This is a genomic window from Pseudomonas ogarae, from assembly GCF_014268695.2.
Lineage (GTDB): Bacteria > Pseudomonadota > Gammaproteobacteria > Pseudomonadales > Pseudomonadaceae > Aquipseudomonas > Aquipseudomonas kilonensis.
The window spans coordinates 1,055,001-1,077,153 of record NZ_CP077086.1; the positions used below are offsets into that span (position 1 = coordinate 1,055,001).

Consider the following 22,153-nt stretch of genomic DNA (forward strand, 5'->3'; position numbering starts at 1 on the left):
ACCATACACCGAAGCTACGGGTATCACGCAAGTGATGCGGTAGAGGAGCGTTCTGTAAGCCTGTGAAGGTGAGTTGAGAAGCTTGCTGGAGGTATCAGAAGTGCGAATGCTGACATGAGTAACGACAATGGGTGTGAAAAACACCCACGCCGAAAGACCAAGGTTTCCTGCGCAACGTTAATCGACGCAGGGTTAGTCGGTCCCTAAGGCGAGGCTGAAAAGCGTAGTCGATGGAAAACAGGTTAATATTCCTGTACTTCTGGTTATTGCGATGGAGGGACGGAGAAGGCTAGGCCAGCTTGGCGTTGGTTGTCCAAGTTTAAGGTGGTAGGCTGGAATCTTAGGTAAATCCGGGATTCCAAGGCCGAGAGCTGATGACGAGTTACCCTTTGGGTGACGAAGTGGTTGATGCCATGCTTCCAAGAAAAGCTTCTAAGCTTCAGGTAACCAGGAACCGTACCCCAAACCGACACAGGTGGTTGGGTAGAGAATACCAAGGCGCTTGAGAGAACTCGGGTGAAGGAACTAGGCAAAATGGCACCGTAACTTCGGGAGAAGGTGCGCCGGTGAGGGTGAAGCACTTGCTGCGTAAGCCCACGCCGGTCGAAGATACCAGGCCGCTGCGACTGTTTATTAAAAACACAGCACTCTGCAAACACGAAAGTGGACGTATAGGGTGTGACGCCTGCCCGGTGCCGGAAGGTTAATTGATGGGGTTAGCTAACGCGAAGCTCTTGATCGAAGCCCCGGTAAACGGCGGCCGTAACTATAACGGTCCTAAGGTAGCGAAATTCCTTGTCGGGTAAGTTCCGACCTGCACGAATGGCGTAACGATGGCGGCGCTGTCTCCACCCGAGACTCAGTGAAATTGAAATCGCTGTGAAGATGCAGTGTATCCGCGGCTAGACGGAAAGACCCCGTGAACCTTTACTATAGCTTTGCACTGGACTTTGAATTTGCTTGTGTAGGATAGGTGGGAGGCTTTGAAGCGTGGACGCCAGTTCGCGTGGAGCCATCCTTGAAATACCACCCTGGCAACTTTGAGGTTCTAACTCAGGTCCGTTATCCGGATCGAGGACAGTGTATGGTGGGTAGTTTGACTGGGGCGGTCTCCTCCTAAAGAGTAACGGAGGAGTACGAAGGTGCGCTCAGACCGGTCGGAAATCGGTCGTAGAGTATAAAGGCAAAAGCGCGCTTGACTGCGAGACAGACACGTCGAGCAGGTACGAAAGTAGGTCTTAGTGATCCGGTGGTTCTGTATGGAAGGGCCATCGCTCAACGGATAAAAGGTACTCCGGGGATAACAGGCTGATACCGCCCAAGAGTTCATATCGACGGCGGTGTTTGGCACCTCGATGTCGGCTCATCACATCCTGGGGCTGAAGCCGGTCCCAAGGGTATGGCTGTTCGCCATTTAAAGTGGTACGCGAGCTGGGTTTAGAACGTCGTGAGACAGTTCGGTCCCTATCTGCCGTGGACGTTTGAGATTTGAGAGGGGCTGCTCCTAGTACGAGAGGACCGGAGTGGACGAACCTCTGGTGTTCCGGTTGTCACGCCAGTGGCATTGCCGGGTAGCTATGTTCGGGAAAGATAACCGCTGAAAGCATCTAAGCGGGAAACTTGCCTCAAGATGAGATCTCACTGGGACCTTGAGTCCCCTGAAGGGCCGTCGAAGACTACGACGTTGATAGGCAGGGTGTGTAAGCGCTGTGAGGCGTTGAGCTAACCTGTACTAATTGCCCGTGAGGCTTGACCATATAACACCCAAGCAATTTGTGAACTCGAGAGAGACCAGATTGCGGTGTGTGAAGACGAAACGAACCGAAAGTTCGAATCTCACAAAACACCGAAGCTATCACATACCCAATTTGCTGAAGCGAGGCCCACGGGCCGCGACTCAGTACCCGAATTTCTTGACGACCATAGAGCATTGGAACCACCTGATCCCATCCCGAACTCAGCAGTGAAACGATGCATCGCCGATGGTAGTGTGGGGTTTCCCCATGTGAGAGTAGGTCATCGTCAAGATTAAATTCCGAAACCCCTATCTGCTGATGCAGGTAGGGGTTTTGTTTTGCCCGCAGGAAAGTTCTTACGACAAGTGCGGACAGCTCCCGGCTGTCACAACCCCCCGACAGTGCTAAGGTTCTGCCCCTAGCTTTTGCATTTTCAAGGATGCCTTTCATGCCGGACGCAACGTCCCTCAGCCCTGCTTTCATGGTGGTTCATGGGAATCGCCTTGATGAATTGCGCAGCCTGGTGATCAGCTTGATGCGGCGTTATCCGCTGGCACCCCTTGAAAATGAAATCGCCCTGGTACAGAGCAACGGCATTGCCCAATGGCTTAAGCTCGCATTGGCTGAAGACCCGGAAGACGATGATTCCGGCGGTTGCGGTATTGCGGCAGCCATTGATGTACAGCTACCGGGCAGTTTCATGTGGCAGCTTTATCGAACAGTCCTGGGACGCGACGAAATTCCGGCCAAGTCCCTGCTGGATAAGGCTCCGCTGACCTGGCGCCTGATGCGTCTGCTGCCGCAGTTGATCGAGCAGCCTCATTTCGAACCTCTGCGACGATTCCTTACCCACGACACCGACTTGCGCAAGCGCTATCAACTGTCCGAGCGTCTTGCCGATCTGTTCGACCAGTACCAGGTCTACCGGGCCGACTGGCTAGAGGATTGGGCGGAAGGTCGACACCAGACAAGAAATGTCCGAGGCGAAATCAAGCCGCTCGCGCCGGCAAATTGCTGGCAAGCGGAACTGTGGCGAGCCTTGTTGCTGGATGTGGGGGAACAAGGCATGGCGCAAAGCCGTGCCGGCGTTCATCAACGTTACATCGAACGCATCAACAGCCTGGAAGTCGCTCCGCAAGGCCTGCCTGCGCGGGTCATCGTGTTTGGTATTTCTTCGTTGCCTGCCCAGGTCCTTGAGGCGCTCGCCGGCCTTTCCCGGTTCAGCCAGGTTCTGCTCTGCGTGCATAACCCGTGTCGCCATCATTGGGCGGACATCGTCGCCGACAAGGATTTGTTGCGTCATCAATACAAGCGCCAGGCACGCAAGGCTGGCATGCCCGTCGTCCTCGATCCGCAAACCCTGCATCAACATGCCCATCCATTATTGGCCGCCTGGGGCAAGCAAGGGCGCGACTATATCAACCTGCTCGACAGCTACGATGATCCCAACAGCTATCGCTCGGTATTTCGCGATGGGCGAATCGACCTGTTCACCGATGGGACCCCCACGACCCTTCTCAGCCAGTTGCAGGATGACATCCTGGAACTGCGCCCCCTGGACGAAACCCGGGAACACTGGCCTGTCGTCGATCCGGAGCGAGACGGCTCGATCCGTTTTCATGTGGCCCATGGCGCCCAGCGTGAAGTCGAAATTCTCCACGACCAATTGCTGGCCCACTTCAGTGCGGATCCGACCCTGCGCCCACGGGATATCATCGTCATGGTCCCGGACATCGACAGTTATGCACCGCACATTCGTGCAGTGTTCGGCCAGCTCGACAGGAGCGACCCGCGTTTCATTCCCTTCACGCTGACCGACCAGGGCCAGCGTGGACGTGATCCATTGCTGATCGCCGTCGAGCATTTGCTCAAGCTGCCGGACAGTCGTTTCCCGGTCAGCGAAATCCTCGACCTGCTGGATGTCCCGGCGTTGCGCGAACGGTTTGGCATCGATGAGGCCGACCTGCCGACACTGCACCGCTGGATCGAAGGCGCCGGCATTCGCTGGGGGATGAGCGCCGAACACCGTGCCGGCTTGGGCCTGCCTGCCGAGCTTGAGCAGAACAGCTGGCATTTCGGCTTGCGTCGCATGTTGCTGGGGTATGCCGTCGGCAGTTCGAACGCTTATGAGGGCATTGAGCCTTATGACGAGATCGGTGGCCTGGATGCGGCGTTGATTGGTCCCTTGGTTGCTTTGCTGGATGCCCTGGAGGTCGCCCATCAGGAACTCACCCGGCCGGCATCGCCGCAGCAATGGGGTTCACGCCTGCAAGATCTGATGCAGCTGTTTTTCCAGGCAAGCAACGAGCATGACGACTATTTGCTGGCCCAACTCGAAGACTTGCGTGAAACCTGGCTGGAAACCTGTGAGTCGGTGGGGCTGCACGACGAATTGCCGCTGACGGTGGTACGAGAGGCGTGGTTGGCCGGACTGGATCAGGGGCGACTGTCCCAGCGTTTCCTGGCCGGCGCAGTCAACTTCTGTACCTTGATGCCGATGCGCGCAATCCCCTTCAAGCTGGTGTGCCTGCTGGGGATGAATGATGGTGATTATCCGAGAGCCCAGCCGCCTTTGGACTTCGACCTGATGGGGGGCGATTATCGTCCGGGTGATCGTTCCCGCCGTGAGGACGACCGTTACCTGCTGTTGGAAGCGCTGCTTTCTGCCCGGGAAAAGCTGTACATCAGTTGGGTGGGGCGCAGTATTCGCGACAACAGCGAGCGCCCGGCATCGGTGTTGATCGGCCAACTGCGCGATCATCTCGCCAGTGGCTGGCGGTTGGCAGATGACAGCAAGCCTCTTCTCGATGCCCTGACCCAGGAGCATCCGTTGCAACCGTTCAGTGCGCGTTATTTCCATCAAGGTGACGCGCTGTTCAGCTACGCCAGCGAATGGCGGATGCTCCATGACGCTTGCGATCACACCGACAAAAACCAGGTATTGGAACCCTATGTCCAGGAGGAGCCCTTGGGCCTCGGGCAGTTGCAGGACTTCCTGCGCAATCCTGTCCGCCATTTCTTCAGTCAGCGGTTGAAGGTGTTCTTCGAGGCCATCGAAGCGCCTCTGGCCGATGACGAACCTTTTGTGCTCGATGCGCTGCAACGCTACAGCCTGAGTGACAGCTTGCTCGAGGCCGCCCTGGTACGCCTGGACCAGCCGGATCTTGCCCTCACCGCCCACGCCAAAAGACTGCAGAACAGTGGCCTATTACCCATGGCCGGTTTCGGTGAGTGCATGCAGCGTGAATTGATCGAACCCCTGCCGGATCTGCTCCAGCGTTACCAACAGCTTCTAGCGTTATGGCCGACACCGTCGGTCAGCGCTGTGCCAGTCAGCCTGCAATTGCAGGGAGTGAATGTCGAAGGGTGGCTCAGCGGTTTGCACCAGCGTTCCGACGGTGCGGTCCTCGCCATCACGGCCATACCCAACAGCATCGGCTCCACCAAGACCCGTAAGTGGCATCGCTTGATACGGCCTTGGGTCAACCATCTCGTGGCCTGCGCTAATGGTTTGTCGTTGACGACGGCACTGGTGGCCAGTGATGACAGCTTGCTGCTGGCACCTTTTGAGGAGCCTGTCGCACAAAGGCTGCTGGGCGACATGCTGCTGGCCTGGCAGACCGGTATGCGCCAGCCGCTACCGATCGCGGTGAAGACGGCCTTCGCCTGGCTCGGCCAGACCGATCCGGACAAGGCCGAAGCGGCGGCTCGCAAAGCCTATGAGGGCGATGGACAGACGTTTGAAGGCGAACGGCGGGAAAGTCCGGCGTTGGCTCGACAGTTTCCTGATTTCGATGCCTTGATGGCTGACGAAACATTCCCCGATTGGTGCGATGCGCTCTACCGGCCGTTGCTCGAAGCCCCATGGCGTTCATTGGTCGGCGAGGAAGCCCGTTCATGAGTCGACAGACACCATTGGCCCTGGCTTTCCCGCTACGTGGCAGCCAACTGATCGAGGCCAGCGCCGGTACCGGCAAGACCTTCACCATCTCGGCGTTGTACCTGCGTCTGGTGCTGGGGCATGGCGGTTCGGCGTCCGGCTTTGGCCGCGAGTTGCTTCCGCCGCAAATCCTGGTAGTGACCTTCACGGATGCCGCCACCAAAGAGTTGCGTGAACGAATTCGCACCCGTCTGGCCGAAGCCGCGCGTTTCTTCCGCGACGAAGTTCCCGCCCCGGACTCGCTGATCGCTGCGTTGCGCGACGAGTTCAACGCTGACCAATGGCCTGGCTGTGCGAACCGGCTGGACATCGCTGCGCAGTGGATGGACGAAGCGGCCGTCTCGACCATCCACAGTTGGTGCCAGCGCATGTTGCGTGAGCACGCCTTCGACAGCGGTAGCCTGTTCACCCAGACCCTGGAAACCGACCACAGCGAATTGCTGGGCGAGGTGCTGCGCGATTATTGGCGGTTGTTCTGCTATTCGATGCAAGGCGAGGCGCTGAACTGGGTGCGTACCCATTGGGGAGGGCCTGCTGCGCTGTTGCCGCGGGTACGAGGCTTGTTTTCCAGCGAGCGTGGCGATGGTGACGGGCTTGAGCCTGCCGAACTCATCGCCGCGGCCTTGCAGGAGCGCAGTGCCGCCTTGCTTGATCTCAAGGCACCGTGGCGGCAATGGGCGGTGGAACTGTTGGAGATCTGCCAGCAAGGCGTGGCCAGCAAGTCTGTCGACGGGCGCAAGATGCAGGCGCGTTACTTCGAACCGTGGTTTCAGAAAATCACTGCCTGGGTCGATGACGAAAGCCTTGAGCTGTTGGACATCGGCACCGGGTTCTCGCGGTTGACGCCCGAGGGCATGGCCGAAGCCTGGAAAGGTGAAGTGCCCAACCACCCCGGGTTGGACGCCATGGCCAGTCTCAAGGCCAGCCTGGACGCGTTGCCCACACCAGATGCCGCCGTGCTGCAGCATGCCGCGCAATGGGTCGGGGCGCGCTTCGAGGCAGAGAAGCGTCGCCGCGCCGAGATGGGCTTTGATGACATGCTGCTGCGTCTCGATGCAGCCCTGCAGGCCGACGGAGGCGAGCGTCTGGCGAGCCTGATCCGCGAGCAGTTTCCGGTGGCGCTGATCGATGAGTTCCAGGACACCGACCCGGTTCAATACCGGATCTTCGAAAGCATCTACCGTATCGAAGACAACGACCCCGGGACCGGACTTTTCCTGATCGGCGATCCGAAGCAGGCGATCTACGCTTTTCGCGGTGCCGACATCTATACCTATCTGCGCGCTCGCGAAGCCACTGCTGGCAGGCTGCACACGCTGGGCACGAACTTCCGTTCCAGCCATGCCATGGTGGGCGCGGTAAACCATGTTTTCCAGAATGCCGAGTCCCGCCCGAAGGGGCGCGGGGCCTTTCTGTTCCGTGAACCTTCGGGCGAGAACCCGGTGCCGTTCCTGTCCGTTGAGTCCCAGGGGCGCAAGGAGTCCTTGCAGGTCGCTGGGCAGGCGGTCGCGGCGCTGAACATCTGGCACCTGTCGTCGGAGCAGCCACTTTCCGGTGCGGTGTATCGACAATCCATGGCTGCCGCCTGCGCCAGTGAGATCACGGCGTTGCTCAACGGCGGCCAGTCGGGACGCGACGGCTTCACGGTCGATGGAGACGTGCTGCGAGGCGTGCGTCCGGCAGATATCGCCATCCTGGTGCGCGATGGTAAAGAAGCGCAGGCGGTGCGAGACGCGTTGTCCGCGCGAGGCGTGCGCAGTGTCTATCTGTCCGACAAGGATTCGGTCTTTGCCTCGCAGGAAGCGCGGGACTTGCTGATCTGGCTCAGGGCCTGTGCCGAGCCGGATGCCGAACGACCGCTACGGGCGGCCCTGGCCAGCATCACGTTGAACCTATCGCTGACGGAACTGGAACGACTCAACCAGGATGAGCTGGCCTGGGAAGCGCGGGTCATGCAATTTCGCGGTTATCGTACGGTCTGGCGCAGCCAGGGCGTGCTGCCGATGCTGCGGCGCCTGCTGCATGATTTCGAACTGCCCCAGGCCTTGATGGCGCGCAGCGATGGCGAGCGGGTGCTGACCAACTTGTTGCACCTTTGCGAACTGTTGCAGCAGGCAGCCGGTGAACTGGATGGCGAGCAAGCCTTGATCCGGCATTTGTCCGAGCACCTGGCCTTGTCCGGGCAAGCGGGCGAAGAGCAGATCCTGCGTCTGGAAAGCGATGAGCAACTGGTCAAGGTGGTCACGATCCACAAGTCCAAGGGGCTTGAATATCCATTGGTCTTCTTGCCCTTCATCTGTTCGACGAAACCGGTGGACGGCAGTCGATTGCCATTGCATTACCACGATGAGGCCAACAAGGCGCAGATCAGCCTAAAACCCACTGCCGAATTGATCGCCAAGGCCGATGACGAGCGTCTGGCCGAGGATCTGCGGCTTCTCTACGTGGCCCTGACCCGCGCGCAACATGCCTGCTGGCTAGGTGTCGCGGATCTCAAGCGGGGCAGCAACAACCGCTCGATCCTCCATGTGTCCGCGCTAGGGTATCTATTGGGCGGTGGTGCACCGCTGACCGAGTCGGTGGAGTTGAGGCGTTGGCTGGAAGACCTGCAGCAAGGCAGTGACGCGGTGAGCTACCAGCCAATGCCTGAGGCCACCGACGAGCACTACCGGCCCCCGCGCAACGAAGCCGTGTTGCTTGAACCCTTGGTGCCCTTGCGAAAAGCCAGCGAGAACTGGTGGATCGCGTCCTACAGTGCCTTGCGCATCAGCGAAAGCCTGAGCGAAGGCAGCGATACCGCGCCAGAGAGTCCCCAGGCCCAGAAACTGTTCGACGATGAACGACTGGACCCGGACGCTCCCAGGGAGACCGTCGCTGTCGGTGGCGACATCCACCGCTTTCCCCGTGGCCCCAACCCCGGCACTTTCCTGCATGGCCTGCTGGAGTGGGCCGCCGGGGAGGGCTTTTCATCGGCACCAGCGGATATCGAGGATGCCATTGCCCGACGCTGCAATCGCCGAGGCTGGAAAGGCTGGATCACCACGCTGAGCGATTGGCTGCAGCACCTGATCAAGATGCCCATGCATGTCGGCAACGACCAGGCGCCAGTGGTGCTCGAACAACTGAGCCGATTCCAGGTGGAGATGGAGTTCTGGTTCGCCAGCCACAAGGTCGATGTGCAAAAGCTCGACCAGCTGGTTTGCCGGTTCACCCATGGCGGTGTGGCCCGCGTCGCGGCAGAACCGGTGCTGCTCAACGGCATGTTCAAGGGCTTCATCGATTTGACGTTCGAGCACGACGGTCGGTACTACGTGGCCGATTACAAATCCAACTGGCTGGGTGTCGATGACATGGCCTACACCGTACCGGCCATGGAACAGTCGATCCTGGACCATCGCTACGACCTGCAATACGTGCTGTACCTGTTGGCCCTGCATCGCCAGCTCAAGGCACGGCTCCCCGATTACGACTACGATCGGCATGTCGGCGGCGCGTTGTACCTGTTCCTTCGCGGAACCCGCTCAGCCAGTCAGGGGGTGTATTTCACCAAGCCGCCACGGGCATTGATCGAACAACTGGATCGCCTGTTCCAGGGGGCGCCCGAACCCAAGGCCGAGCCGGCGTGGGTACAGGGGGAATTGCTATGAGTCGTTCTTTTGCCGACCTGCTGCCTAAATCGTCCGACGACGAAAGCCTGGTGGAGTTGGCACCCTTGAGCCGTGCGCAGGACCTGCTGTTGTTACTGACGCGCTGGGTCGAGCGCGGCTGGTTGCGCGCCTTGGACAAGGCATTCGTGGCGTTCCTCCATGAGCTGGCACCTGACGATGATCCATTGGTCCTGCTCGCCGCTGCGCTGACCAGTCATCAACTGGGCCACGGCCATGTTTGCCTGGATGTGTTCGAGACTCTCAAGGAACCGGATTTTGCGCTGTCGCTGCCTCCCGAGGGTGACCTGCAGACGGGCGTCATGCTGTTGCCATCGCAAATATTGGCGACACTGGACGGCGTCCATTGGTGCAAGGCCCTGGCGTCCAGTCGTCTGGTGGCCCTGGCCGTGGATGGGAGCGAAGAGGCGCAGCAACGTCCGTTGGTGTTGTCTGGCAAGCGTCTTTATCTGCGCCGATACTGGGGTTATGAACGGCGAATCGATGAAGCGTTGCGTCAACGGCTTATCGAGCATGAAGCGGCGCCCGGGGACCTGCGCGAGCGTTTGGACGGATTGTTCGGACCGGCCAATGCCAGCGGCCCGATCGATTGGCAGAAACTGGCCTGCGCACTGGCGACCCGCGGGGCCTTCAGCATCGTGACCGGCGGCCCGGGCACCGGCAAGACCACGACCGTTGTGCGCCTGCTGGCCCTGCTCCAGGCACCGGCCGTCGAGGCCGGGAAGCCGCTGCGGATTCGCCTGGCCGCGCCCACTGGCAAGGCGGCGGCGCGCCTGACCGAGTCCATCAGCCAGCAGGTCCGGACCCTGGATGTGGACGACGCTGTGCGCGAACGCATTCCCTGCGACGTCACGACAGTCCATCGTTTGCTGGGCAGCCGCCCCGGCACCCGGCATTTTCGCCACCATGCAGGCAATCGCCTGCCACTGGATGTGCTGGTGGTCGATGAAGCGTCGATGATCGACCTGGAGATGATGGCCAATCTGCTGGATGCGCTGCCGGCCCATGCACGGTTGGTGTTGCTGGGGGACAAGGACCAGTTGGCCTCTGTAGAAGCCGGTGCGGTGCTCGGGGATTTGTGTCGAGACGCCGAGGATGGCTGGTACAGCCCCCGGACCCGAGCCTGGCTTGAGTCGGTCAGTGGTGAAAATCTGGCGGCCAGTGACCTGCAACAGGACCTCGCCGGCACTCATCCCCTGGCACAGCAAGTGGTCATGCTCAGGCATTCCCGGCGCTTCGGCGAAGGCAGCGGGATCGGTCAGCTGGCCCGTTGGGTCAACCAGCAGCAGCCTGAAAAAGCCCGTCAGTTGTTGGAGCAAGGGCAGCATGCCGATCTGTCTTCCCTGAAGTTGGCGAGTGAACACGACACGAAACTGGAGAAGCTGTTACTCGATGGCAAGCCAGATGGGCCCCAGGGTTATCGGCATTACCTGAGCCTGCTACGGCAGCGACGCCCGGTCAATTCTCGCCCGCTGGAAGATCGTTGCTGGGCCGATTGGGCCCGGGAAGTCCTGGCGGCCTTCGACGAATTCCAATTGCTTTGCGCGGTGCGCAAAGGTCCGTGGGGCGTCGAAGGACTGAACCTGCGAATCACCGCCGCCTTGCTCAAGGCCCGCCTTATCGATAGCGATCACCAGTGGTACGAAGGGCGCCCGGTGCTGATGACCCGCAACGACTATGGGCTGGGGCTGATGAACGGCGATATCGGTATCGCCCTCAAGTTGCCCGAGCGTGACGGCCCCGATGCCGGCAAGCAGGTTCTGCGGGTCGCTTTCCCGCGCAACGACGGCCAGGGCGGTGTGCGTTTCGTCCTGCCCAGCCGCCTGAATGATGTGGAAACCGTGTATGCCATGACGGTGCACAAATCCCAGGGCTCGGAATTCACCCATACCGCATTGATCCTCCCGGATGCGCTGAACCCGGTATTGACCAAGGAGTTGGTGTACACCGCCATTACCCGGGGCAAGCAATGGTTCAGCCTGATAGAGCCGCGAGCGGGGGTGTTCGAGGAGGCGGTGCGGCGCAAGGTCAAGCGCTTGAGCGGGCTCATGTTGGAGTTGGAGGGTGATGACTGAATGATCAGCTTTCGTGATTCAATGCTGGAGTCACGATTTTGGCTGTTTTCTGTCAGATATGTCCGTAGGGCGCCGGCTCGCTGGCTTTTTGGCACTGTGCTATCGTTCCGACACTTATCGTATTACCTAGAGATTTTCCATGAAAGTGGCGGTTCGGGAGGCTGTGCGCAGCAAGGAGTGGGGGCATTATCTGCTTGCCGGTCTTCTGTGGTTGCTGTCGCCTATGGTGTTTGCCGAAGACCCGCCCTCCACGAGCCGGGCTGAACAGCGGGCTGAATCGGTCACTCAAGTCGTCTTGGGCATTCTCAGCTACGCTCGCTGGCCAGTGGAGCCTGCGCAGTTGCAACTGTGCGTCGTCGGCCCGACTCAATACACCGACGACCTGGTCAAAGGCACCACCCAGGCCACTGGTCGACCGGTGACAGTGCAGCGATTGCTGGCCGATCACCCCAACATCGCTACGGATTGCAACGCCGTCTACATCGGCAGGCTGACCAGCGACGAGCGTATCCGTCTGTTTGACTCCCTGATCGGCAAGCCCGTGTTGAGCATCAGCGAAGGCGGTGACCAGTGCACCGTGGGTAGCCTGTTCTGTCTGCGGGTCGGTGATGAGCAGGTATCGTTCGAGGTCAACCTCGACTCGGTAGCGCGCAGTGGCGTGCGTATCCATCCGAGCGTTCTGCAGCTTTCCCGTCGCAGGCCGGCAGTACCATGAGCCTGTCCAAGTCGCGGATCCGTCCCACCTTGGGCTCGGTCATCGGGCGCGGCCACCTGATTGTCGCGTTGGTGGCGATCACCATGGCCAGTGTCTCCCTGACGTTGCTGGGTGTGCTTGCGTTGCGGGTCTACGCCGATCACAACCTGCACCTGATCGCCCGCTCGATCAACTACACCGTGGAAGCCGCTGTGGTGTTCGATGACCCGGCTGCGGCCACCGAAGCACTGGCCTTGATCGCCTCCACCGAGGAAGTCGCCGATGCCCAGGTGCTCAATGAGCATGGCCGTCTGTTGGCGCGCTGGCAGCGACCGGAAACAGGCCTGTTGTCGGGGCTGGAAGTGCATATTGCCAAGGCATTCCTGGAGAAGCCCATCAGCCTGCCAATTGTTCACCAAGGACAGAATATCGGCCGCATCGTGTTGGCGGGGCATGGCGGCAGCCTGTTGCGTTTTTTGCTTAGCGGCCTGACGGGGATTATCTTATGCACGGCGGTGAGTGCCTGGGTGGCGCTTTATCTGGCGCGGCGCCAGTTGCGGGCGATCACCGGACCATTGCGCAGCCTGGCCGAAGTGGCCCACGCGGCACGCAGCGAGCGAGCCTTGGACCGGCGCGTGCCGCCGGCCGCCATCGCCGAACTGGACAATCTGGCCAATGACTTCAACGCACTGCTCGACGAACTGGAGTCCTGGCAGACTCACCTGCAAAGCGAAAACGAAACCCTGGCACACCAGGCCAGCCACGACAGCTTGACCGGCTTGCCGAACCGGGCGTTTTTCGAGGGGCGGCTGATCCGCGCCCTGCGCAACGCCAGCAAGCTCAACGAGCAAGTGGCCGTGTTGTACCTGGACAGCGACCGGTTCAAGGGCATCAACGACAATTTCGGCCATGCTGCCGGTGACGCGGTGCTGACGGCCGTGGCGACCCGGGTCCGGGCACAGTTGCGTGAAGACGACTTGGTTGCACGCCTGGGAGGCGATGAATTCGCCGTGCTGCTGGCACCCCTGCACAAGGCCGAGGACGCCGAGCGGATCGCTGAAAAAATCATCGCCAGTATGGAAATGCCGATTCAATTACCCGGCAATGCTTCAGTGCTGACGTCCCTCAGTATCGGCATCGCCGTTTACCCCGATGATGGTGCCACACCGGGTACCCTGCTCCACGCCGCCGATGCGGCGATGTACCAAGCCAAACGCCTCGCCCGAGGCGGTCAACATACGGCGGAATCGGATCACTCCGTCGCTGATCTTCAAACCAGGAGCTGACTCGTGCGTTCATATCCTTCATTTTTCCTGCGCTGGTTCGCAGCGTTTTTGTTGCTGGCCGTCCTGGCCCTGAGCGGTTGCCAGACGGCACCGCAGAAGGGCCTGACTCCGGCGCAAATCGCCGTACTCAAGCAACAGGGGTTCGAATTGACTGACGATGGCTGGGCTTTCGGTTTGTCGGGCAAGGTGCTGTTTGGGAGCGATGTGGAGAACCTCAATCCGGCCAGCACCGAAATCGTCGAGCGCATCGGCAAGGCGTTGCTGGGGGCGGGTATCGAGCGGGTACGGGTCGATGGTCATACCGACGCATCGGGTTCCCAGGCCTACAACGAACAACTGTCGATGCGCCGGGCCGCCAGCGTGAGCAAGGTACTGACCAGCATTGGCATACGCGAAGAGAACGTCCAACTGCGCGGCCTGGGCAGCAGCAAACCGGTCGCCTCCAACGACACCGCCAGCGGCCGCACCGAAAACCGCCGCGTCGCCATCGTGGTCATCGCCGATTAATCGGCAAACACCATCTCCCGGCTGTCACCCATCAGCAGTGGCTGGTTCTGTTCAGTCACCTCGCGAATGTAATCCCACAACAACGTAATCCGCTTCAGCTTCCTCAAATCCTCCCGGCAGTACATCCAGAACTGCCGGGTGACGGTGATGTCCTCCGGCAACACCGGCAACAGCCGTGGGTCCTGGGCGGCGAGGAAGCAGGGCAGGATTGCCAGTGAACGGCCTTGCTGCGCTGCCACGAATTGCGCGATCACGCTGGTGCTGCGCAGGTGGGCATTGGCGCCGGGCAGGACGTTGGCCAGGTAGAGCAATTCGGAACTGAACGCCAGGTCATCCACGTAACTGATGAACGAGTGCTTGCCCAGGTCTGCCGGGCGCTGGATGGGTGGGTGGTTGTCCAGGTAGGACTGGGTGGCGTAGAGCTGCAGTCGGTAATCGCACAATTTGCAGCACACATACGGGCCATGTTCGGGGCGTTCGAGGGCGATGACGATGTCGGCTTCGCGCTTGGAGAGGCTGATGAAGTGCGGCAGCGGGAGGATGTCTACCGAAATGGCCGGGTAGGCGTCGACGAAGTGGCTCAGTTGCGGGGTGATGAAGAAGCTGCCGAAGCCTTCGGTGCAGCCCATGCGCACGTGGCCGGACAGTGCGACGCCAGAGCCTGAAACCTGCTCGCAGGCCATGTGCAGGGTGCTTTCGATCGATTCGGCGTAACCCAGCAGGCGCTGGCCTTCGGCCGTCAGGACAAAACCGTTGGTCCGGGATTTCTCGAACAGCAGCGTGCCCAACGAGGCTTCCAGCGAGCTGATGCGTCGCGACACCGTGGTGTAGTCGACAGCCAGGCGCTTGGCGGCCGTGCTGGCCTTGCGGGTGCGGGCCACTTCGAGGAAAAACTTGAGGTCGTCCCAATTCAGCGACCCCAGGGAGGTGATGTTTTTTTGCATGTTGGACCGGTTTTTATGTGCGTTCTTATTAGAAGTTTGCACATCTATACTCCAAAAACAGTCTCATCACCAAGCGTGTCCTATGCACCTTGGTTTTTGCTGAACAAGCGCTCTCTATAAGAACAATCCCGGAGGCCAGCATGAACGTTTCCCTTACGCCCAGCGATACCACCCTGCAAACCGTCAGACTACTGATCGATGGCGAGTGGGTTGAATCCCAATCCAGCGAATGGCACGACATCGTCAACCCGGCCACCCAGCAGGTGTTGGCGAAGGTTCCGTTCGCCACGGCCTCGGAAGTCGATGCTGCCATCGCCGCTGCCCAGCGTGCTTTCCAGACCTGGAAACTGACGCCCATCGGCGCGCGGATGCGCATCATGCTCAAGCTCCAGGCGTTGATCCGCGAGCATTCCAAGCGCATCGCCGCGGTGCTCAGCGCCGAACAGGGCAAGACCATCGCTGATGCCGAGGGCGATATTTTCCGTGGCCTGGAAGTGGTCGAGCACGCCTGTTCCATCGGCACCCTGCAGATGGGCGAATTTGCCGAGAACGTCGCCGGTGGCGTTGACACCTACACGCTGCGCCAGCCGATTGGGGTGTGCGCGGGCATTACCCCGTTCAACTTCCCGGCAATGATTCCGCTGTGGATGTTCCCGATGGCCATCGCCTGCGGCAATACCTTTGTGCTCAAGCCATCGGAACAGGACCCGCTGTCGACCATGCTCCTGGTGGAGCTGGCCATCGAGGCCGGCGTGCCGGCGGGCGTGCTCAACGTGGTGCACGGCGGCAAGGACGTGGTGGATGCGCTTTGCACCCACAAGGACATCAAGGCGGTTTCGTTCGTCGGCTCGACGGCGGTCGGCACCCACGTGTATGACCTGGCGGGTCGCCACGGCAAGCGCGTGCAGTCGATGATGGGCGCCAAGAACCACGCGGTGGTGTTGCCTGATGCCAATCGTGAACAGACCCTCAACGCCTTGGTCGGCGCCGGTTTCGGCGCGGCGGGCCAGCGTTGCATGGCCACCTCCGTAGTGGTGCTGGTGGGCGCTGCCAAGCAGTGGTTGCCGGAGCTCAAGGCCCTGGCACAGAAGCTCAAGGTCAATGCCGGCAGCGAGCCGGGCACTGACGTCGGCCCGGTGATTTCCAAGCGCGCCAAGGCGCGGATCCTCGAATTGATCGAGAGTGGCGTGCAGCAGGGGGCGAAGCTGGAGCTCGATGGTCGTGGCATCAGCGTGCAGGGCTTCGAGCAGGGCAATTTCGTTGGCCCGACCCTGTTTTCCGGCGTGACCACCGACATGCGTATCTACACCGAAGAAATCTTCGGCCCGGTGCTGGTGGTGCTGGAAGTCGACACCCTGGATCAGGCGATTGCCCTGGTCAACGCCAACCCATTCGGCAACGGCACCGGCCTGTTCACCCAGAGTGGTGCGGCGGCGCGCAAATTCCAGAGCGAAATCGACGTCGGCCAGGTGGGCATCAACATTCCGATCCCGGTGCCGGTGCCGTTCTTCAGCTTCACCGGTTCCCGCGGTTCGAAACTCGGCGACCTTGGTCCGTACGGCAAACAAGTGGTGCAGTTCTACACTCAGACCAAGACCGTGACCGCGCGCTGGTTCGATGATGACAGCGTCAATGACGGTGTGAACACCACCATCAATTTGCGTTAAGGAGCCGGACATGAACATCGCATTTATCGGCCTGGGCAACATGGGCGCCCCCATGGCGCGCAACCTGCTCAAGGCTGGCCATTCGCTGAACCTGTTCGACCTGAACCAGACGGTGCTGGCTGAACTGGCAGCGTTGGGCGGCACGATCAGCGCCTCGCCTCGTGACGCGGCCCAGGGCGCGGCACTGGTGATCACCATGCTGCCGGCCGCCGTCCATGTGCGCAGTGTCTGGCTGGGTGAAGACGGCGTGCTGGCCGGCATCGCCGCCGGCACACCGGCGGTGGATTGCAGCACCATCGATCCACAAACCGCCCGCGACGTGGCGGCTGCTGCGGCGAAACAAGGGGTGGCGATGGCCGATGCACCGGTCTCGGGCGGCACCGGCGGTGCGGCGGCGGGCACGTTGACCTTCATGGTTGGCGCCACGGCCGAGTTGTTTGCCACCTTGCAACCGGTGCTGGCGCAAATGGGCCGTAACATTGTGCACTGTGGTGAAGTCGGCACCGGGCAGATCGCCAAGATCTGCAACAACCTGCTGCTGGGGATTTCCATGGTCGGCGTCAGCGAAGCCATGGCGTTGGGCGATGCCTTGGGGATCGACACCCAGGTGTTGGCCGGCATCATCAACAGCTCGACGGGCCGTTGCTGGAGTTCGGACACCTACAACCCATGGCCGGGCGTGATCGAAACGGCACCGGCGTCCCGTGGTTACACGGGTGGCTTTGGCGCCGACCTGATGCTCAAGGACCTGGGCCTGGCGACCGAAGCCGCGCGGCAGGCCCATCAGCCGGTGGTGCTGGGGGCGGTGGCGCAGCAGTTGTACCAGGCGATGAGCCAGCGGGGCGAGGGCGGCAAGGACTTTTCGGCGATTGTGAACAGCTATCGCAAGCCGCAGTAGAACCTGCGGTGTTCTGAAGCTTTTGTGGCGAGGGGATTTATCCCCGTTGGGTTGCGACGCGGCCCCTGAAAATTGACGCCTCGGTGTGTCAGATAAATTGGGCTGGCTGTTCTGGGGTTGCTTCGCAACCCAGCGGGGATAAATCCCCTCGCCACAGGGGGCCGCGCTCCGGATCTGCAAATTGTTTTCCGAGAGACCATGTCGGGTGGCCTCTCGGTTTTTTGTTTCAGGCAAAGACGAAATATTTGCGCACGGTTTCGACCACTTCCCAAGTGCCTTTCATGCCTGGCTCGACGACGAAGATGTCACCAGCACGCAGATGGATCGGCGCCATGCCGTCCGGGGTGATGATGCAGTAGCCTTCCTGGAAATGGCAGTACTCCCACTTCACATAATCCACGCGCCATTTGCCGGGTGTGCAGATCCAGGTGCCCATGATCTTGCTGCCGTCTTCGCTGGTGTAGGCGTTGAGGTTGACGGTGTGCGGGTCGCCTTCGAGTTTTTCCCATTTGCAGGCGTCGAGTACGGGCAGCGGATGGGTGTCGCGCAGGACGGTGATGGGTGCGGTCATGTGAGCTCCGAAAGGGGCAGAAGAGAACAGGCACCCTAACGCGCGGCATGAGCGGGTAGATGTCTGTGGTCGACACCGGGCTATCCAGAAGCGCGCATCAATCGGCCAGATGCCGAGCCAGGGCCGTGGCGTAGGCCGGCAAACCGTCGAAGTTGCGGGCGCACAGCAGCAACGCCCGGTGCGCCCAGGCTTCTTGCAGCGGGACGCATTGATACGCAGGCTCGGGTGGGCGCCGGTCGATAGCGGCCTTCGGCACGATGGCAATGCCTGCACCATGGGCCACCATGCGAATTATCCCGTCGAAACCATCGGCGCGAATACGCACTTGCATGCGTGAGCCGATGTGCAGGGCCTGCTCTTCCAGGTGGATCGCCAGGGCGCTGGAGGCGTTCAGGCCGACATAATCGTGGCTGAGGGTCTCGCTGAAACGTATGGCGCGACCGTCAGCCAGGGGGTGCCCGGTCGGTAGGATCAATACCAGCGGATCGTCGCGAAAAGGCCAGGTCTGAAGGCCATCGGTCTCCACTGCGTCGGAAACTATCCCGAGGTCTGCCGCGCCTTGGCGCAGCGCATGGGTGATCCGAGAGCTGGGCAATTCCTGGAGGTCAATGTCGAGGTTGGGATGGGCCTGGAGAAAACCGGCCAGCAGCTCGGGCAGGTATTCGGTCATGGCGCTGGTGTTGCACAGCAACCGCACCCGGCCTTTGACGCCTTTGGCGTATTCGGCCAGGTCCTGTCGCAGGCGTTCGGCCTGTTGCAACAGGATCCGGGCATGCTCGGCCAGGGCTTTGCCCGCGGGAGTGGGCGTTACACCACGCCGCCCGCGTTCAAGCAGGTCGATGCCCAGGGACGCTTCCATGGCACGCACTCGTGCGCTGGCCGCGGCCAGGGACAAATGGCTGCGGGCCGCGCCGGCGGTGATGTTGCCGGTGTCGAGGATGTTCAGGTAGAGGCGCAGGTCGGTGAGGTCGAAGTGCATGGAAGGGGTCCTCTCTCAAATTCTGCGGTGTTGGGTATGCCGTCTTCGCGAGCAAGCCCGCTCCCACAGTTTGAAATGCAATCCCCTGTGGGAGCGGGCTTGCTCGCGAAGGCGCCAGTAGCACCAAAAAAGTTTTCAGCCTCTTGCTGCAAGAGAGGCAACCTCAGTATATGGCAGATTTTCAAGCCAAGCCCCGGGGCGCACGATACCCCCATGAACACACTCGTCGCTTTTTATCAAAACCTCGGCCTGGCCCTTTCCCTGCTGGTTATCGGCACCTTCCTGCTGGCCGGCACCATCAAGGGTGTGATCGGCCTAGGCCTGCCGACCATCTCCATGGGCTTGCTTGGTCTGGCTATGGCCCCGGCGCAGGCTGCGGCGCTGCTCATCATCCCGGCGACCCTGACCAATCTCTGGCAATTGGCTTTCGGCGGTCATCTGCAAGCCCTGCTCCGGCGCCTGTGGCCGCTGTTGCTGGCGATTTTCATTGGCACCGGGCTCGGTACGCTGTGGCTCGGCATGACGGGCGGGGCCTGGGTGGTGCGGGCTTTGGGCGCGGCGCTAGTGCTGTATGCGTTGAGCGGGCTGTTGCTGCCAACGCTGCGGGTCGGCGCCCGTGCCGAGCCGTGGATCGCTCCGCTCTGCGGGTTGCTCACCGGCCTCATCACATCCGCCACAGGCGTATTCGTCATTCCGGCGGTGCCCTATCTGCAAGCGCTGGGCCTGAGCAAGGACGAACTGGTACAGGCCTTGGGCCTGTCATTCACCGTTTCTACCCTGGCCCTGGCCGCCGGCCTGTTGTGGCGCGGCGCACTGGGCGGGGGCGAATTGAGCGCTTCGTTGCTGGCGCTGGCACCGGCGCTGCTGGGGATGTGGCTGGGGCAATGGTTGCGCCAGCGGATCAGCGCCGTGTTGTTCAAGCGGGTGTTTTTTGTCGGCCTCGGCGTGCTCGGCGGCCATCTGCTGATCAGCGGCTAGCCGAGGACGGGCTGAGCATGTCGACGCGGCGGATGTCGAAGTCGCGCTCCAGATAATCCATGCGTTGCTCGAAGAACTGCTGCATGTGCGGCAGGTTCGAGTGCACCTCCAGGTGCGCCTGGGATGCCCAGATCTCATAGAAGATAAACAGCGTCGGATCCTGCTGGTCCCGCAGCATGTGATATTCGATGCAGCCGGGTTCGGCGCGGCTTGGTTCGACGTAGGCGCGGAACAGCGCTTCGAAGGCTTCGGCTTTTTCCGGACGGGTCTTGGCGTGCAGGATGAAACCGTGCAGTTCGCTCATCGAGGTGGCTCCTGAGATAAAAGAGGTCTCGAAGTCTAAGGCAACAATCGGTCGTTCATTCGTGCGTATAGGTCAAATCAGTTTTGCCGTTGGGCTGCTTATTCCCCATGAAACTCATCGTTATTCTGCCGCCATCATTTTCAACCTTTCCATGCAGCGGCCCTTTGACGGCCATGCCGTGGAACCCGATGAGGCTCCCATGAAAAAAGTCCTGTTGCTCAATGGCGGCAAACAATTCGCCCACTCCGACGGTCGCTACAACGCCACCCTCCACGACACGGCGGTCAGTGTGTTGGACCGTGGCGGTTTTGATGTGCAAACCACCTTCATCGACGGCGGCTACGACATCAAGGAGGAAGTCGCCAAGTTCCTTTGGGCCGACGTGATCATTTACCAGATGCCAGGTTGGTGGATGGGCGCGCCCTGGACCGTGAAGAAATACATCGACGAAGTCTTCACCGAAGGCCACGGCAGCCTCTACGCCAGCGACGGTCGGACCCGTTCCGATGCCTCGCAGAAATACGGCAGCGGTGGCCTGATTCAGGGCAAGCAGTACATGTTGTCGCTGACCTGGAACGCCCCGCAGCAAGCCTTCGACGACCCGACCGACTTCTTCGAGGCCAAGGGCGTGGACGCGGTGTACTTCCCGTTTCACAAGGCCAATCAGTTCCTCGGCATGACCGGCCTGCCGACCTTCCTGTGCGTGGACGTGATGAAGCGCCCGAACATCGACGGGGATGTGGCGCGGTATGAGCAGCATTTGCGCGAGGTGTTCGGTCTTTCGCGGTAATCCGGCTACTATCGGGACTTACCCGAAAGCAATTCTGCACCCAAGGAGAGCGCGCTTTTGTGGCGAGGGAGCTTGCTCCCGCTCGGGCGCGCAGCGGCCGCTTTTTTTGGGGGCTGCTACGCAGCCCAGCGGGAGCAAGCTCCCTCGCCACAAAGGCATCTTCATCACATTGAGTGTGCATTCCACGAGAGGATGTCCGTGAAAGCCAGATCCGACGAATTGCAGATTTTCGTCTGCGTGATCGAGTGCGGATCCATCTCCGCCGCCGCCGAGCAGGTCGGGCAGACGCCGTCGGCGGTCAGCCGCACGTTGTCGCGGCTGGAGGCCAAGCTCGACACCACGCTGATCAACCGCACCACGCGGCGCATGGACCTGACCGAGGAGGGCAAGTATTTCTTCGAGCAGGCCAAAGGCATACTCGACCAGATGGACGAGCTGGAAGAGCGCCTGTCATCCCGCCAGAAGAACCCTGCAGGCCGGTTGCGCATCAACGCGGCCTCGCCGTTCATGCTGCATGCCATCGTCCCGCACATTGAAGAGTTCCGCAGGCTCTACCCGGACATCCAGCTCGAACTCAACAGCAACGACCTGATCATCGACCTGCTGGAGCAAAGCACCGACATCGCCATCCGCATCGGCACCCTCATCGACTCGACGCTCCACGCCCGCGCCCTGGGTTGCAGCCCGTTGCACATCCTGGCCAGCCCCGCTTATCTGAAGCGGCACGGCACGCCTTCAAGCGTCGCCGAACTGGCAGGCCATGCGCTGCTGGGGTTTGCCCAGAACGAGGGCCTCAACCAGTGGCCACTGCGCCACGTACACGGAGATCGTTGGCCGATCCAGCCCACCATCAGCGCGTCCAGCGGCGAGACCGTGCGCCACTTGGCGCTGCAGGGGCAGGGCATTGCCTGTCTGTCGGACTTCATGACTCGCGAAGACATCCACACCGGTCGGCTGAAGGTGCTGCTGGCCGATGCCAACAGCGGATACCGCCAGCCGATCAATGCCGTGTATTACCGCAACTCGCAACTGGCCCTGCGCATCCAGTGTTTCCTGGACTTCATCCAGGACAAGCTCGCCGGCTACGCCTCGCGGGAGTTCAAGGGCTGATAACCCCCT

General features: G+C 60.9%; 15 protein-coding genes and 2 rRNA genes (1 of these 17 running past the window's edge). 13 read left to right on the top strand and 4 right to left on the bottom strand.

Annotated elements, in window-relative coordinates; translation table 11 throughout:
* The 8 genes from HU749_RS04505 to yfiB all read left to right on the top strand — a co-directional run.
* Positions 1-1,757 (top strand): 23S ribosomal RNA (locus tag HU749_RS04505); it begins 1,132 nt to the left of the window's first position.
* Positions 1,758-1,912: 155 nt separating this feature from the next.
* A 5S ribosomal RNA gene (gene rrf / locus HU749_RS04510) occupies positions 1,913-2,028 on the top strand.
* A gap of 156 nt (positions 2,029-2,184) precedes the next feature.
* Positions 2,185-5,637, top strand: coding sequence for an exodeoxyribonuclease V subunit gamma (recC, locus tag HU749_RS04515; RefSeq protein WP_079301988.1), 3,453 nt, complete (start codon positions 2,185-2,187; stop codon positions 5,635-5,637).
* Positions 5,634-9,323 (top strand): exodeoxyribonuclease V subunit beta, encoded by a 3,690-nt coding sequence (recB, locus tag HU749_RS04520; RefSeq protein ID WP_079301989.1) that lies wholly within the window; start codon positions 5,634-5,636, stop codon positions 9,321-9,323. Before recC ends, recB begins: the two co-directional genes overlap by 4 nt.
* Positions 9,320-11,416 carry an exodeoxyribonuclease V subunit alpha gene (recD, locus tag HU749_RS04525; protein ID WP_079301990.1) on the top strand — a complete coding sequence of 699 codons (2,097 nt, stop codon included), beginning with the start codon at positions 9,320-9,322 and terminating at the stop codon, positions 11,414-11,416. The genes recB and recD overlap by 4 nt, the downstream gene beginning before the upstream one ends.
* A 139-nt stretch (positions 11,417-11,555) precedes the next feature.
* Positions 11,556-12,131 (top strand): regulatory sequestration protein YfiR, encoded by a 576-nt coding sequence (gene yfiR / locus HU749_RS04530; RefSeq protein ID WP_079301991.1) that lies wholly within the window; start codon positions 11,556-11,558, stop codon positions 12,129-12,131.
* The gene (dgcN, locus tag HU749_RS04535) at positions 12,128-13,396 is read left to right on the top strand and encodes a diguanylate cyclase DgcN/YfiN (RefSeq protein ID WP_079301992.1); all 1,269 of its coding nucleotides are present in this window, start codon (positions 12,128-12,130) and stop codon (positions 13,394-13,396) included. The genes yfiR and dgcN overlap by 4 nt, the downstream gene beginning before the upstream one ends.
* 3 nt (positions 13,397-13,399) lie before the next feature.
* Complete coding sequence (yfiB, locus tag HU749_RS04540) at positions 13,400-13,903, top strand: outer membrane lipoprotein YfiB (protein WP_046063063.1); 504 nt, start codon at positions 13,400-13,402, stop codon at positions 13,901-13,903.
* Here the strand turns inward: yfiB and HU749_RS04545 are convergent.
* Complete coding sequence (locus HU749_RS04545) at positions 13,900-14,847, bottom strand: LysR family transcriptional regulator (protein ID WP_046063064.1); 948 nt, start codon at positions 14,845-14,847, stop codon at positions 13,900-13,902. The genes yfiB and HU749_RS04545 overlap by 4 nt on opposite strands.
* Positions 14,848-14,987: 140 nt before the next feature.
* On the opposite strand from HU749_RS04545, the gene HU749_RS04550 reads away from it, so the two are divergent.
* Entirely contained in the window at positions 14,988-16,514 is a 1,527-nt protein-coding gene (locus HU749_RS04550) for a CoA-acylating methylmalonate-semialdehyde dehydrogenase (RefSeq protein ID WP_186650466.1), read from the top strand.
* Positions 16,515-16,524: 10 nt separating this feature from the next.
* Positions 16,525-17,412 carry a 3-hydroxyisobutyrate dehydrogenase gene (gene mmsB / locus HU749_RS04555; protein ID WP_079301993.1) on the top strand — a complete coding sequence of 296 codons (888 nt, stop codon included), beginning with the start codon at positions 16,525-16,527 and terminating at the stop codon, positions 17,410-17,412.
* Positions 17,413-17,638: 226 nt separating this feature from the next.
* Here mmsB and HU749_RS04560 read toward each other — a convergent pair whose 3' ends face one another.
* The gene (locus HU749_RS04560) at positions 17,639-17,983 is read right to left on the bottom strand and encodes a cupin domain-containing protein (RefSeq protein WP_003197542.1); all 345 of its coding nucleotides are present in this window, start codon (positions 17,981-17,983) and stop codon (positions 17,639-17,641) included.
* Positions 17,984-18,080: 97 nt separating this feature from the next.
* Entirely contained in the window at positions 18,081-18,962 is an 882-nt protein-coding gene (locus tag HU749_RS04565; protein WP_079301995.1) for a LysR substrate-binding domain-containing protein, read from the bottom strand.
* Between the two features lie 213 nt (positions 18,963-19,175).
* Between HU749_RS04565 and HU749_RS04570 the strand changes: the two genes are divergently transcribed.
* The gene (locus HU749_RS04570) at positions 19,176-19,940 is read left to right on the top strand and encodes a sulfite exporter TauE/SafE family protein (RefSeq protein WP_079301996.1); all 765 of its coding nucleotides are present in this window, start codon (positions 19,176-19,178) and stop codon (positions 19,938-19,940) included.
* Here HU749_RS04570 and HU749_RS04575 read toward each other — a convergent pair.
* On the bottom strand, positions 19,930-20,244 hold the full coding sequence (locus tag HU749_RS04575; RefSeq protein WP_024617827.1) for a putative quinol monooxygenase: 315 nt from the start codon (positions 20,242-20,244) through the stop codon (positions 19,930-19,932). The genes HU749_RS04570 and HU749_RS04575 overlap by 11 nt on opposite strands.
* A 199-nt stretch (positions 20,245-20,443) precedes the next feature.
* Between HU749_RS04575 and mdaB the strand changes: the two genes are divergently transcribed.
* Together mdaB and HU749_RS04585 are read left to right on the top strand one after the other, a co-directional pair.
* Positions 20,444-21,034 carry an NADPH:quinone oxidoreductase MdaB gene (gene mdaB, locus HU749_RS04580; RefSeq protein WP_079301997.1) on the top strand — a complete coding sequence of 197 codons (591 nt, stop codon included), beginning with the start codon at positions 20,444-20,446 and terminating at the stop codon, positions 21,032-21,034.
* 198 nt (positions 21,035-21,232) lie between these two features.
* On the top strand, positions 21,233-22,144 hold the full coding sequence (locus tag HU749_RS04585; RefSeq protein WP_079302023.1) for a LysR family transcriptional regulator: 912 nt from the start codon (positions 21,233-21,235) through the stop codon (positions 22,142-22,144).
* Positions 22,145-22,153 lie beyond the last annotated feature (9 nt).